Origin of the sequence: Oceanispirochaeta crateris (assembly GCF_008329965.1) — a bacterium.
GTDB lineage: Bacteria > Spirochaetota > Spirochaetia > DSM-2461 > DSM-2461 > Oceanispirochaeta > Oceanispirochaeta crateris.
The window spans coordinates 292,864-306,259 of record NZ_CP036150.1 but is presented as its reverse complement, the minus strand read 5'-3'; the positions used below and the strand labels follow the sequence as shown (position 1 = coordinate 306,259).

10 protein-coding genes are annotated in these 13,396 nt (G+C 45.8%); 6 read left to right on the top strand and 4 right to left on the bottom strand.

What is annotated here, in order from left to right; genetic code table 11:
* Positions 1 to 114: 114 nt before the first annotated feature.
* The 4 genes from EXM22_RS01330 (at position 115) to EXM22_RS01315 (ending at position 3,795) form a co-directional block, all read left to right on the top strand.
* Entirely contained in the window at positions 115 to 915 is an 801-nt protein-coding gene (locus EXM22_RS01330; RefSeq protein WP_168203277.1) for a DUF6544 family protein, read from the top strand.
* A gap of 10 nt (positions 916 to 925) precedes the next feature.
* On the top strand, positions 926 to 1,726 hold the full coding sequence (locus EXM22_RS01325; protein WP_168203276.1) for a CPBP family intramembrane glutamic endopeptidase: 801 nt from the start codon (positions 926 to 928) through the stop codon (positions 1,724 to 1,726).
* A 109-nt stretch (positions 1,727 to 1,835) separates the two neighbouring features.
* Complete coding sequence (locus EXM22_RS01320; protein ID WP_149484779.1) at positions 1,836 to 2,594, top strand: hypothetical protein; 759 nt, start codon at positions 1,836 to 1,838, stop codon at positions 2,592 to 2,594.
* 475 nt (positions 2,595 to 3,069) lie between these two features.
* Positions 3,070 to 3,795, top strand: a complete 726-nt coding sequence (locus tag EXM22_RS01315) for a CPBP family intramembrane glutamic endopeptidase (protein WP_168203275.1) — start codon at positions 3,070 to 3,072, stop codon at positions 3,793 to 3,795.
* A gap of 18 nt (positions 3,796 to 3,813) precedes the next feature.
* Here EXM22_RS01315 and EXM22_RS01310 read toward each other — a convergent pair whose 3' ends face one another.
* The gene (locus tag EXM22_RS01310; RefSeq protein WP_149484777.1) at positions 3,814 to 7,113 is read right to left on the bottom strand and encodes a DEAD/DEAH box helicase; all 3,300 of its coding nucleotides are present in this window, start codon (positions 7,111 to 7,113) and stop codon (positions 3,814 to 3,816) included.
* 57 nt (positions 7,114 to 7,170) lie between these two features.
* Complete coding sequence (locus EXM22_RS01305; RefSeq protein WP_168203274.1) at positions 7,171 to 8,631, bottom strand: MATE family efflux transporter; 1,461 nt, start codon at positions 8,629 to 8,631, stop codon at positions 7,171 to 7,173.
* Positions 8,632 to 8,655: 24 nt separating this feature from the next.
* Here EXM22_RS01305 and EXM22_RS01300 point away from each other — a divergent pair, with 24 nt between their 5' ends.
* Together EXM22_RS01300 and EXM22_RS01295 are read left to right on the top strand one after the other, a co-directional pair.
* On the top strand, positions 8,656 to 9,150 hold the full coding sequence (locus EXM22_RS01300) for a LexA family protein (protein WP_149484775.1): 495 nt from the start codon (positions 8,656 to 8,658) through the stop codon (positions 9,148 to 9,150).
* Entirely contained in the window at positions 9,147 to 10,427 is a 1,281-nt protein-coding gene (locus tag EXM22_RS01295) for a Y-family DNA polymerase (protein WP_149484774.1), read from the top strand. The genes EXM22_RS01300 and EXM22_RS01295 overlap by 4 nt, the downstream gene beginning before the upstream one ends.
* 225 nt (positions 10,428 to 10,652) lie before the next feature.
* On the opposite strand, the gene EXM22_RS01290 is transcribed toward EXM22_RS01295, so the two are convergent.
* Positions 10,653 to 11,267, bottom strand: a complete 615-nt coding sequence (locus tag EXM22_RS01290; protein WP_149484773.1) for a response regulator — start codon at positions 11,265 to 11,267, stop codon at positions 10,653 to 10,655.
* Positions 11,268 to 11,398: 131 nt separating this feature from the next.
* Positions 11,399 to 13,129: an AMP-binding protein gene (locus EXM22_RS01285; RefSeq protein ID WP_149484772.1), complete on the bottom strand. Its 1,731-nt coding sequence runs from the start codon at positions 13,127 to 13,129 to the stop codon at positions 11,399 to 11,401.
* Positions 13,130 to 13,396 lie beyond the last annotated feature (267 nt).

Below are 13,396 nucleotides of genomic sequence, written 5' to 3'. Positions count from 1 at the left end.
GTAGAGATGAAATACCAGTTTGATAAAGTTTATATTAATACTAGAGAAATACACTGGATAAGAAGAATGATAAAATTGGTTAAGAAATATTTTCAACCAGAGGAGACAAAAAAGATGTTCCCCATAATAATGATTATCTTAATTTCAATGTCCTTGATTCCCTTTGCCGGAAAGATTCATATGCAATATATGGAAGAAAGGGAAAGAAAACTGTTAAGATCACTTTCTGCTGATATTTCCCACAAAATATACAGAGAAGAACAAATTATTGGACTTCCTGCGCCAGTACAGCGCTATTTCAGAAATGTCTTAACCGACGGACAACCTTACATCAGCACAACCTATCTTAAACATGACGGCCGGTTCAAGACAGCACTGGATAAAGAATGGATCAATATTGAGGGAGAACAGTACTTTACATGCGAAGATCCCGGGTTCTTATGGAATGGCAAAACATCACTATACGCAGTACAGGATATGTATATAGCCGGAAGGGGGCAAATTAAGGTATTTCTATTTAACATTTTCAAAGTGGTTGACGGAAATGGCCCTGAATATGATCAGGGAGAACTCCTTAGATGGTTAGGTGAAAGTGTCTGGTTCCCCACAAATTTGCTGCCAAGTTCCCGCTTGCAATGGACAGAGATAGATGAGGATAGAGCAAAACTCTCCTTCACATACAAGAATCAGAAGCTATCATATAAGGTCAGTTTTAATGCGACTGGAGAGATCACAGAGCTGGAAACTCAAAGGTTCATGGGCGAAGAAAAAATCGAAACATGGATAGGCCGTGTTGGAAGCTATCAAGAGATCAATCATATGAAGATTCCAATGAGAATAGAAGCCTTCTGGAAACTGCCTGATGGAGAACACAGCTACGCTCAGTTCACTGTCAGAGAAGTTCATTACCAATAGGAGTGGAGTTATGGACAAACCAGTAAGAAAATTCTTTGTGCTCACATTCTGTCTGTCTTGGATATTCTGGTTACCCATGATAATGGTGGGCGAAGATCATTTTCTATTGAGAGTTGCAGGAACTTATGGTCCCTTAACGGCAGCTGTATTATTAACAGCAAACAGGGAGGGATTAAAGGGACTAAAGAAGCTGTTAAGCTCTCTCCTTCTATGGAAAACAGGACTCATCTGGTATGTATTCTGTTTTTTTTCGACCGCAGTTCTAGCATTGATAGCCCTAGGGATCTATTCTCTTCTAGATAGAAACAAACTGCTTTTTAATGATCCTAGCCAATTATTCCTTTCTATCCCTATTTTTATATATGTTCTCATATTCAGTGTTTTAGGAGAAGAAACCGGCTGGAGAGGGTTTGCCCTCCCGAAATTACAGGAGAAGTATGGAACCTTGAAGGCCAGTTTCATTATTGGACTGATCTGGGCCTTTTGGCACTCTCCCCTCTTTTTTATTGAGGGAAACTTTCACCAAGAAATACCCCTCTGGCTTTTTATTCTTCAAGAGATTTATATCTCAATCGTGATAAGCTGGATCTATAACAAGACTGGAGGAAGTCTCCTCCTGGTTCATATATTTCATGCTGCAAGTAACACAACTCTGGGGTTATTACCAGTACTCCCTCAGGAAACAGGAGGAGACCGACTTCCCCTGTATATTTTATGTGGACTTCTGACAATTCTTACCTATGGAATCGTTCGTTGGGGAAACCTGGAGGAAGCTTCTTTTAAAGAAAAGCTAGAACTGTCAAAATATTGATCTAAAACAGCTAAAATCTAATCAATATGAAGAAAATCATACACCTGTCCGATACCAATCAACTCTTAAGAATCCTATAGTCATTCTAAAAATGAATGGGAGAAATATAGTGAAGCATAAAACAAGAAACACCGTAAAAATTATACTAGGAACAACACTCAGCTTAGGCGCATTGAACTTTTTGCCTCTACTCGATTTGAAAACAAGAAATATGCAAGCTTACAATTTGGAAGGAATTATTGTATATGCCGAAAAAAAGGACTTAGCGGAGGGGAAAATTATTGTCGAGAAAATCAAAAATAGCAGTCAAAAAATAAATGCGTCATTACGCTTTGCAGAGGAACAAAATGTGGATATCATCATTTATCCGAATAGAAAGGTCTTGCATCGTAAAACTTTTGGTTATGCCGGCTGGTTCCTACCTGATTGGTACATAGGCAAGAATACCAAAAACTATGTCATGATAACATCACCTTCGGAACCAGGCCCCCAACATACAAGAGAATCAATCAAAAAAGCAGCTGTTCATGAATATGTTCATGCTTTGACCGATCGAAAGAACAAAAAAATAGATTATTGGATGAAAGAGGCTTTTGCATTATACCTAGCAAATCAGAAACCTGAAAGATCTTCGATTTTCAAATTTAAGGACATAACATTTTCCGAGTATAAGACTCAAAATCCAATAAAATTCGCCGGGGTCGGTGGATATTCTCTATCCTATACATTCATGGAATATCTGAAAAATGAATTCGGATGGGAAAGAATTATAGGATTTCTCGATCCTGAAAAATCATTTGAAATGATCACCGGAAAGTCTGAAATAGAAGTATTCAATGACTGGAAAACCTGGTTAGAGGACTATTAAATAAGCTATTAAAAAAGTTATGCAAAACAGCTCCTCTTGATATTTGTTCATCCTTTGGTGCTTTAATCTACACAGTTGCAGCATTCTCATAAACTACACATACCCAGAACTTGATTGTGTCATCAGAGTTTAAACGATTTCCAATCACTTCTACGATTAAACTTTTAGTCTTTTTCTGTTCGATTACGACAATTTTCCGATTTTTTACTAAGCCTCAAAACTCTATCTTCTAAGTGCAACGAAGGAAGAAGGAGGAATAAATGGAATTGTACAATATGGTTTTTAAAAGAAAATCAATACGGAAATTTGATAAAAGAGGTGAATACTGTTAATATCTAGCGAAGATAAGCCTTGTCGTTTACAAAATGCAGGTGAAAAGCTGCGGAAAGAAGAACGAATGATGAACAAAGAAACTAAAAAAACCACTGCTTTCCTTGCACTAATGTTCCTAATCTGTCTACCATTTTATATTCTCATGTCCCATAATTCAGCTAAATTTTATTTACCTTCGGTGATCATGATTATGTGGACTCCGGGACTGGCCGCAATCATCGTGAAGCTTGCTCTTGATAAGAATCTCCGAGGCTTCGGGTGGAAACCTGGCCGGCTCAAATTCCTGAGTGTTGGATATGCTCTACCCCTCATGGGAGGGCTCCTTGTTTATGGTGTTGTCTGGATGACAGGCGCAGGTGAGTTGAACATGGAAAGGCTATCAGAAAACTTCATGGTTAGAATTCTCATGGCAGCAACACTGGGTGTGTTAGTCAGCATGCTGACTGCAGCGGGAGAAGAGATAGGATGGCGGGGGTTTCTGGTACCTGAACTTTTAAAGCGTTATTCACCGCTAAAAACTTCGTTGATAGTGTCAGTAATCTGGGCACTTTATCATTATCCGGGAATATTCTTTTCATCCTATACCAGCGGAACAGAAAGCTGGTATGCTGTCCTGTTTTTCACCCTTCAGATTATGAGCCTGAGCTTTATTATGACATGGCTGTGGATAAAATCAGGGAGTCTGTGGCCTGCGATCATCCTCCATTCAAGTCATAACCTTTTTATCCAGAGCGTATTTGACGGCCTGACAAATGATACAGGAATCACTAAGTATTTCACTACTGATTTTGGGGTTGGACTGGCATTATTCTATGGAGTTATCGCAATATTGCTATGGAATCGTAAAAGAATAATGACTTCACAATGAAATAGAAAGGATTATGCCTTACTCAAAGAGCCCAATCACCTCATCCTCACCCAGGGAACCGAAGATGTTCTGATCATCCTGTATGATGCCGTCCATAAGAGCAGTTTTCTGCTCCTGCATCCTGAGAATTTTCTCTTCTATAGTGCCTCTCGCAATCATCTTGTAGGAAATAACCTTGCGTTTCTGTCCCATTCTGTGGGCTCTGTCGATAGCCTGCCTTTCGGCAGCGGGATTCCACCAAGGATCAAATAGAACCACATAATCAGCAGCTGTCAGATTGATCCCCACCCCTCCAGCTTTCAGGCTGAGAAGAAAAATCTTCACATCTTCATCCTCCTGAAATCTTCTGATTTCCTCGCTTCTGTCTTTAATCTGGCCTGTGATGAGAGAATAATCCCAATGCTGGTCCCGGCAAAAATCACCGATGGCCTCCAGGGTTCCCAGAAACTGAGAGAAAATCAGGATTTTATGATCCTCCTGAAGCACCTCGTCCAGGAGATCCTTCAGGGCATCCATCTTACAGGACCCCACAGACATGGCATCATCATCCCCAGTCATGGGAGGGTAGATGGCCAGTTGACGGAGTTTCAAGAGGAATTGAAAGATTTCAACGGAAGAACCGGCCAGCCCTTTGTCGCCGATAAGGCCTGTGACTCTCGCCCGGTAGAAATCTCTGTACCGGGTATACAATGCGGCCTGCTCTGGTGTCATCTCACTGTAATGGACGATGATTTCCTTGGGAGGAAGTTCATCCAAAACCTCCTCTTTTTTACGGCGGAGTAAAAAAGGAGACACCGTATCCCGGAGGATGGCAAGGGCTTCACTGTCTTTTTTCTTCTCTATGGGCTGGGCAAAACGATTGAAAAAATCCTTCTTTCCCCCCAGGAGACCGGGGTTAAGAAAACTAAATTGAGACCAGAGCTCCATGGTATTATTTTCCAAGGGTGTCCCTGTGAGAGACAGGCGATGTTTGCTTTTCAGGGAACGGATCGCCTTAAAAATACGGGAACCCGCATTTTTAATATAGTGGGCTTCATCAAGAATAATGTAGTCAAAGGCAAATTCTAAAAAGAGATCCACGTCGTTCCTGAGGGTATGATAGCTCACAATGACCAGATCAAACTCTTTAAAACGCAGGGCATCGTTGATCCGCCCGGCTCCGGCATGCCGGACATGGGTCAAGGTAGGGGTAAATTTTTCTAACTCACTCTCCCAATTGGACAAAGTGACAACGGGTGCCACAAGGAGGCTGGTTTTTAAATTCTGAGTCTCCTTGAGATGCTGCAGAAGGCATAGAGTCTGGAGGGTCTTTCCCAGTCCCATATCATCAGCAAGGCAGCCGTGGCAATTATTCTCATGCAGTCTCAGCAACCAGGAAAACCCAGACTTCTGATAGGGTCTGAGAGTGGCTTTCAGGCCCGAGGGCTGAATGGCATGATCCTCCCCTACGGCCTCCCTAATTAATCGTGCCTGTTCCTGAATCTCATCAGCCGGGGATTCATCCCTCTCGGCAATCTGTTCATAAATCTGATCGATTATAGAAAAATTACGGACAGAGGTTTCTAGTTTGCCGTCATCATTCATACCTTGACGGCGGAGAAATTCCAGCTTCCTGAGATCACTCTCGCTGAGTCGAACATAGCTGTCTCCAGTGCTGATGAGTCCCAGTGTCTGATAATGATCATCAAAAAACAGCGACTTCAGCTCCTGAGTGTCCGGCTCTTTTACCATGGCATCCACATCCAGCCAGTCGGTGGTATTTCCCACATTGAACTGTACCGATGCTGTAGAACTGATCTTCCTGTCTTCCAGCTGCAACTCAATACCTCTGTCGTTGAGCATGGTGCAGTAATAGGTCAGGAACTCTTCCAGGGGGAGATCCAGCCTCAGGTCTCCCTCTTCATTGCCGCTGACGAGCCCTGCATAATACCCTTTTTCAAAACTGAGATGGTTGGTAATCCCGGATATGACATCCTTGACCAATGAACTTTCTTTTTCTTTGTTTCGTTTCTGAATCACCAGAACGGCAGCAGATTCCGATTCTTCCGGAGGAATCCAGGACACAGGAGATTGGTAGGGAATGTCCTTATGGCCATAGCGAAAGAAGAAAAATGTTTCCGTCTTATCCTGACGGCTTCTGAGTTTCAAAATAGGTCGGGGATCCGCCTGTCTTACCGAAATAGGAGAATAGTCATCTCTGAGAACCAGGGCATGATTCTTCATCTTTTCTGTCAGCCTGAGAATGCCCTGTATGTCTGCAGGGAGAAAACCCTGATTTTTGGAGAGAAGGAGGTTAACGAAGAAGGAGGTATTGGAGTCTTCAGGAAGGAAGGCCAGAACACCTGCCTCTTCATTAAGGCAAAAGACTCTCTTGTTCCTGAGAATGAGGCCGGACCGCTCACGCTGCAAGTGTAGAACACTCTCCTTATCATCAAGAAAACGGTAAACAGGGTAATACAGGGGTCTGTCATCATGAAGGAGTTCCTGAAACAGAAAGGAAACCTCCAGAGAGTCTGCCCGGTGACATGTGATCGCAACCCTTGCGCTTGTGAAGAGCTCTTTTTGAGAGAGGACCTCATCAAGACAGTCCTCCAGAGGAAGAGAGAGATCACTGCGGTCCTCTTTGATGCTCTCCTTATGAAGCTGCATCTTTTCCAGCAGTTTTTTCTGATGAATAGAAAGCGGGGATACAGGACGGGACGCCTTGTAACGAAGAATCCCCCCGCTCCTCAGTCCCTCTCTCAGACGCAGCAGAGCCGGACGAACCAGTATGCCATTATCGTCGTTCCTTGAAAGCGTAAAAACAACATCATACCGGGGGACTTCTCCGGAAATGTGGAAATCCTCATCCGAGAGTCCCTGAAATAAGGGAATATCATCGAGGGATGACCATTGGTCTCCCAAAGTCGGCCCGCTTTTTCCGGAGGAGTCTTTTGGAGCCTGAGAAGAAGCAGCAAAGAGATCTCCCTGGGAGGAATCAGAGACTTCAGGCTTAAATTTTTCGATGTTTATATCCAAGCGAGGCAGTTGATGAAACCAATGACCTTCTGCAAAACTGCGCTCCCCTGCCTTGATCAGGAAAGCCGCCAGATGAACACAGGGTTCGGAGCTGCCGCATTCACAGCTCCAGTAGATCTGAGCAGACCGGCTGTGAAGTTGAACTTCAAAAGGCATAGACTGACCATCTAAGACAAAGCCTCGGAGACGGTTGTCCTCTTCTTTCAAATTATACACCCTGTTTTCCCTGCAGAGTCCCCGGGCTTCAGGCAGGACAGCGGGTTTGAAATGATCGGAAAAGGCGGGTTGCAGTACTTTCAAAAAGATCCTCTGAGTTTGAATATGGATGCGGCTACAGACATTATTTTCATCATGGTATCAGACCCCTTTCAGGGCATGAACCCAGCGTCCGCTTTTAAAGCGGAGAATTCCAATAAAGGTGATCATCAAGTTGGAAAAAACCATGGCGTACCATATGCCTCGAATACCCAGCCCCAGGGGAAAGGCCAGCAGCCAGGCCAGGGGGAGCCGAAACACCCAGAGCCGTCCTACATGCATCATCATCAGGGACCGGGTGTCACCGGCACCCTGAAAGGCCCCTGCCAGAATCATGAACACTGCAAATACTATAACAGAAGGGGACATGATCCGGAAGAGCTGACTTCCCTCTTTGATCACTCCGGGATCGTTCACAAAAAAACGAATGAAGTGAGCACCGTAATAATAGCAAAAGATCATACCGGGAATAATATACATCAAAGCGAGAACGACTCCTGTGGTCACTGTTTTCCTCGCCCGGAGGGGTTCTTCGGCTCCCAGAGACTGCCCCACCAGGGTAGCACTGCCCCGGGCGAGTCCCTGTACGGGCATATAAAACAGGGCATGTATGCGGTTCACAATGCCGAAAGCGGCTATTACGGCTGTACCAAAGGAGTTTACAAGCCCCTGAAGCACTGTGAAACCAAGGGTTGAAGCCATTTGGGACAGAGAAGAGGGAACCGCGACCTTCAACAGAAGTCTCAGGGCAACAGAATCGAAGCGGAGATTGGGCAGATTCAGGCGGATTCCCTGATGTCCTCTCAAAAGGATCACAAAGGCGCTGATGGCAGCGACTCCCCGGGAGAGAACCGTAGCTAGAGCCGCCCCGCGGACTCCCAGGGATGGGATACTTCCGACCCCAAAAATAAGAATCGCGTCCAAAGGAATATTCACAGCAACAGCCAGAAGCTGAATCCTCAAGGATGCGGCGGTGTTTCCCGTGCCTTCCATGGCGCTCTGCAGAGAAAAAAAACCATACATGAAAGGCACTCCCAGGCAGATAATCCTGAGGTACTCCACGGTGAGTCCATACAAATCCGGCGGTGTCTGGACAGCACGCAGAAAAGGTCCGGCCAGGAACCACCCAACCACGGCAATAACCAGGGAAGTTAAAATCAGAAGAGAACAGACCTGTCCTAGAAAAAACTCAGCCTTCTTCCGATCACTCTGCCCGATCGCCCTGGAAATCAGTGTACTTCCCGCGGCGGAAATCCCCAGCCCGGCTAGGATGATGAGCATAATCAGGTTAAAAGCGATGGAGGGAGCCGACACTTCACGAGGTCCCAGTTGGCCCAGAAACCAGCTGTCTGTCAAGTTGTAAATGGTCTCGGCACCGTTGGCCATCATCACAGGGATGGCAACCTTGAGCAGGGGATGGAGAGTCTCATTCTTTTTGATCTGCATGACTTTTTCCCTGAGCATGGGTGGCATTCTACCGAAGAGGACACCTTTTGTCATGAGGATAAAAGAGGAAATTGCAGAATAGGGAAAAGAAGAGTCCCGGGGGAATTGACGATTCATATCTGAGCCAATTATACTACACATATGAATAGTTATCCAAAATCACTTCCCACGGCCTATTTCCTGTCTGACCCTCCCGTACAATGGGAGATTCCGGAAAAGGAGAACACCCGGGGCATCCCCTGCTACGCGGACCTCATCAAGGCAGGGTTTCCCTCCCCGGCAGCAGACTACCGGGAAGAGATTCTAGATTTTAACGCCTATCTGGTACAGAATCCTGCCTCCACCTTCACCGTCAGGGTGGAGGGCGACTCCATGATCGACGAAGGAATCCGCAGCGGAGATCTTCTCATCGTCGATCGCAGCATCCCCCCGGGAGACGGAATGGTCATAGTCGCCATTCTCTACGGTGAATTCACCGTAAAAAAACTGGTCCGCAAAGGCGGTCGTCTCTGGCTTTATCCAGGGAATCCAGCCTTCGATCCAGTGAGAATTGAACTGGAGATGGAATTCCAAGTGTGGGGGGTTGTGAGCCATGTGATTCACCGCTTTTTAGCGGGAAGGTCGGCCCTCTCATGACCGCTTTGGTGGATTGTAACAGCTTTTATGCCTCCTGTGAGCGTGTCTTCCGCCCCGATCTAAAAGACCGCCCCGTGGTAGTTCTATCCAATAACGACGGTTGTATCGTGGCCATGAGCCGGGAAGCCAAGGAGCTGAATCTGCCCCGGGGAGCCCCCCTGTTCAAGGTGCAGAAGCTACTCGATCAGGCCGGTGCCGTCGTATTTTCATCCAACTATACCCTCTATGGGGACCTCTCAAGGAGGATCATGGAGATCCTTGAATCTTTCACTCCTCATTTGGAGGTATACTCCATCGACGAAGCGTTTCTGGAGCTCCGGGGCAGTCTGGAAGAACTGGAAGATCAGGCCTGCACCATCAGAGACAGAGTATTCTCCTGGGTGGGGATTCCCGTCTCTGTCGGCATAGGAGAGACCAAAACACTGGCCAAGATAGCCAGCCACAGGGCCAAAAAAAATGCCGGAAATATCTGTATTCCCACCCCCTCCCAATGGCCTGATATATTAAAAGAAACAGATGTAAAAGAGATATGGGGAATCGGACGCCAGTACGGACAGAAGCTCCACAGCAAAGAAATCCATACAGCGGCCGACCTGATCTTGCAGGAAGACAGCTGGGTCAAGAAGAACATGACCCTCGTAGGGTTGAAAACTCTTTGGGAACTCCGGGGAAAACCCAGTTTCACCCTGGAGGAGACCCCTCCCCCCAAACAGGGTATCATGAGTTCCAGGAGCTTCTCATTTCCTGTTACCGAAATGGAAGATATCATGGAAGCCGGGGCCGATTACGCCTCCAGGGCAGCCGAAAAACTCAGGGCTCAAAACTCGGCCTGCAGGGTGATACACTGCTCTGTCATGACCAACCCCTTCCGGGAATCAGACAGACAGTACGCCCGGGGTATGACGGAGCAACTCTCGTTTCCCCTCTCCTACACGCCTTCCATCGTATCCGTCGTGCACCGGCAACTTGAAAAACTCTACCGTCCCGGATTCCGCTACAAGAAGATTGCTGTTTTTCTCAGTGAAATAGAGCCGGCCCGGGAAGGACAGCTGGATCTGTTTTACAAAAAAGATAGCAGAAACGATGCGGTAATGGAAGCGGTAGACCGGATCAACAACCGCTACGGCCGGCACAGTCTCCACTGCATGCCTCTGCGCCCCGGAAGCCGGTGGCAGATGAAGCGTGAAAGGCTCTCGCCCCTCTACACCACCAGTTGGAAAGACCTCCCGGTGGTCCGTTGTGGAGCACCACTTTTAAAGCAGAGGGGGCCAGGATAAAGGACCTCTACTCTTTATTTGTTTACGATTCAGAAAATAGTCATGGGATAATCACAAGATGCACACATTGATAGCCTAATATTCTGTAACATGAATGAATCAGTATTGTTATTTAGATATTAAAGCCAAAAGATAAGATTGGTTAAAGATTTTTTCATTTTACTTTCTCCATTTCAGAGGCTGTTACGTTGTGACAGCCTCTGTTTTTATAAAGGGAGACTCAAGCTAAAAACAGAGGGATTTTATTCTCCCCAAAAGATACTCATCATGAATGGGTTTGAGCAGGACCTCGGTCATTCCGGCCTGGAGTAGTTCTTCCTGAAGATCCACCTCACCATGAGCCGTAATGGCCAATACGGGAATATCAGAATTGTCTTCCCTTATTTTTTGTACAAGCTGAATTCCATCCATCAGAGGCATGCTCACATCCATAAGAATCACCTGATAGTCTTTCTGTGTAAAGAACTCAAGAGCTTCCACTCCATTGGCAGCTTCGTCAATCTGCCAGTGTTCCCTCTTCAAAAGAGTCGTAAGATAAAGGCGGTTGACCTCATCGTCCTCGGCTACCAGAATCGATAAAGGACGCCCCGCAGAAGAACCATCGGGAAAAGAGGTCAATTCCGGCGAAGAGACATGAGAGGGAATATCCTGTTTGGATGTTTTAATTTTTTTCTGCTGTTCATTAAGTAATGACAGGGTTTTTTCCGCAGATAGCAACATATATTTGAGCAGATCCGCTTGTTCATTCGTCAGATCTGTGTCTTTCAAAAGACTCCCCATGCAGATAACTCCATTTAGGGAGGAGCGGATATCATGGTATAGAATTTCTCCGCTTTTCATGAACAGCCTTCATTAAGAGGACAGAGAATGTCCAGCTCCTGCCGCCTATTAAGCTGATGGAAAGATCTGAAGTTTATCATGCCCTTTGGCCCCCACCGCTCTGCCCGTCTCTCATACAATATGACGCATCTTTAATGACTGCTTTTTTTCTTATCAGCCCCATCCTTCTTGGAGATGATTTTAGAATAGAGGAAGCGCTTGATTTTCATGGATGGCGTTTTCTCAAAGGGTTCTTCCTGTTCAATCATTTTCCCCAAGCGGGACAGGGTATTTAAACTGCTGTTGGCTGTTTGCCTAATTTTCTCGAGAGTTTCTTCTTTGATCCTGTGCAGCTCTTCGGGAGTATGCTTCAGGCCTTTTAAAAATTCATCCAGCTTTTCCGCATTCAGATGAACTCTGGCCACCAGTGTATTCTCCATACGGGTCACAAGGGACTCCATGACATAGGGGTCTTTGTTCAAAACCGCCTCAATCTCTTCGGGATAGATATTCTCTCCGTTGGCTCCAAGGATCATATTTTTCAGACGTCCCTTGATAAATAGGACACCATTCTCATCAAGATATCCCAGGTCTCCGGTTTTGAACCACCCGTCCTCGCTGAAGGCCTCCGCAGTTTTTTCTTCATCCTTGTAATACCCGGCCATGATATTTGGTCCCCGGGCCTGAATTTCTCCGTGTCCTGTTTCGGGACTGACATCGGCAATGCGGAGTTCCACATCGCGGAAGGCTTTCCCTATGGCCCTGTAAACAGAACGGGAAGGGACATCTCCAGCCAGACAGGGGGCTGTTTCGGTCAAACCGTACCCTACAGAATAGGGAAATCGGGCATCACGAAGAAAAACTTCTACATCCGGAGCCAGTGGAGCCCCGCCGATACCGAAGAACTCAAGCCTTCCGCCAAATAGAGCCTTAAGCTTTTTCCCGGCAACAAAACGGTTCAACAGAAACTGAGTCGGCCGCTTGTTATAAAGAAAATTTAGGACCTTTTTGGATGCGAACTTAGGAGCAATACTCATTCTATAAATTTTTTCAATCAGGATGGGAACTGTCAGCATCTGATGGGGTTTAACCAATTCCAGGGCCTTCAGCATCACCCGGGCAGTGGGAGCTCCTTTGATATAATGTATGGAAGAACCGCTCATCATAGGAATAATAAGCCCCAAAGTACATTCATAGGAGTGCGCCAGTGGCAGAACAGATAAGAATCTGCTTTCTTCAGCAGCGTAGCAGATATCAATACCAACATAAGCATTATGGCTGATGTTTTTATGAGTGAGCATCACGCCCTTGGAGTTTCCCGTTGTTCCAGAGGTGTATAGTATTGAGGCGATATCATCTTCTTCAGACATGTACAGAAAATCTTCCTGCACCGGAGAGGCAGGGTTGAAAAGATCGGACTCTTCCGCAAAGCTCCAACTATCTCCTTCAACCTTCACTATCCCTGTCTTTAAGCCGTCTTTGATCATGACCAGTTTACCCGATATGACCAGAGGAGCAGTCAGGAGACGGGGAATCGTCTTATCCGATGCAAAGATATAGACCGAGTCAGAGTGCTCCAGAATATGACACATCTGTGTAGAAGAAAAATCTGCCATGATGGGGACAGCTACGGCACCCATTGTATTGATTGCCAAATAGACCTGCCCCCATTCGGGGCGGCTCTCGCTGATGAGGGCCACCTTATCGCCCCGGCTCACGCCCTGAGAAACAAGGTAAGACTGGATTTCTCTGATATTCTGAGCGACCTGTCCATAGCTGATTCCGGATTCACCGGCATATCCCAGAAAAGGTAAATCCTTATAAAGTTCGCGGCTCTTTGACCATGCTTCACTCAAGGTAAACTTTGTCAGTTGATATGCCATATTATGTTTCTATCCTCCGGATTATTATTTTTTTAAAGATTTTATTTTGGCCGGAGTTCATGCTCCCAGCCCCATATTTCATACATAATGTACGCTAAACACGGTTATGGTCAAAGTGTTTTTTACAGAATTCTACCAGTTCTCACTCTGAAAGAGTCCTTCAACTCTCACTTTTCCCACTTTTACTCATCTTTCATTATAATATTAGAGCATTCCGCTGTAAAGGAAATCCCCAACCATCTTCCTCCTCCTATTTACAGATCAATC

Excerpts from the sequence above, each read along its gene's own strand:
- EXM22_RS01315 (WP_168203275.1), top strand. The coding sequence starts at position 3,070 with ATGTCCCATAATTCAGCTAAATTTTATTTACCTTCGGTGATCATGATT.
- EXM22_RS01290 (WP_149484773.1), bottom strand. The coding sequence starts at position 11,267 with ATGAAAAGCGGAGAAATTCTATACCATGATATCCGCTCCTCCCTAAAT.
- EXM22_RS01295 (WP_149484774.1), top strand. The coding sequence starts at position 9,147 with ATGACCGCTTTGGTGGATTGTAACAGCTTTTATGCCTCCTGTGAGCGT.
- EXM22_RS01305 (WP_168203274.1), bottom strand. The coding sequence starts at position 8,631 with ATGAATCGTCAATTCCCCCGGGACTCTTCTTTTCCCTATTCTGCAATT.
- EXM22_RS01300 (WP_149484775.1), top strand. The coding sequence starts at position 8,656 with ATGAATAGTTATCCAAAATCACTTCCCACGGCCTATTTCCTGTCTGAC.
- EXM22_RS01330 (WP_168203277.1), top strand. The coding sequence starts at position 115 with ATGTTCCCCATAATAATGATTATCTTAATTTCAATGTCCTTGATTCCC.
- EXM22_RS01325 (WP_168203276.1), top strand. The coding sequence starts at position 926 with ATGGACAAACCAGTAAGAAAATTCTTTGTGCTCACATTCTGTCTGTCT.
- EXM22_RS01285 (WP_149484772.1), bottom strand. The coding sequence starts at position 13,129 with ATGGCATATCAACTGACAAAGTTTACCTTGAGTGAAGCATGGTCAAAG.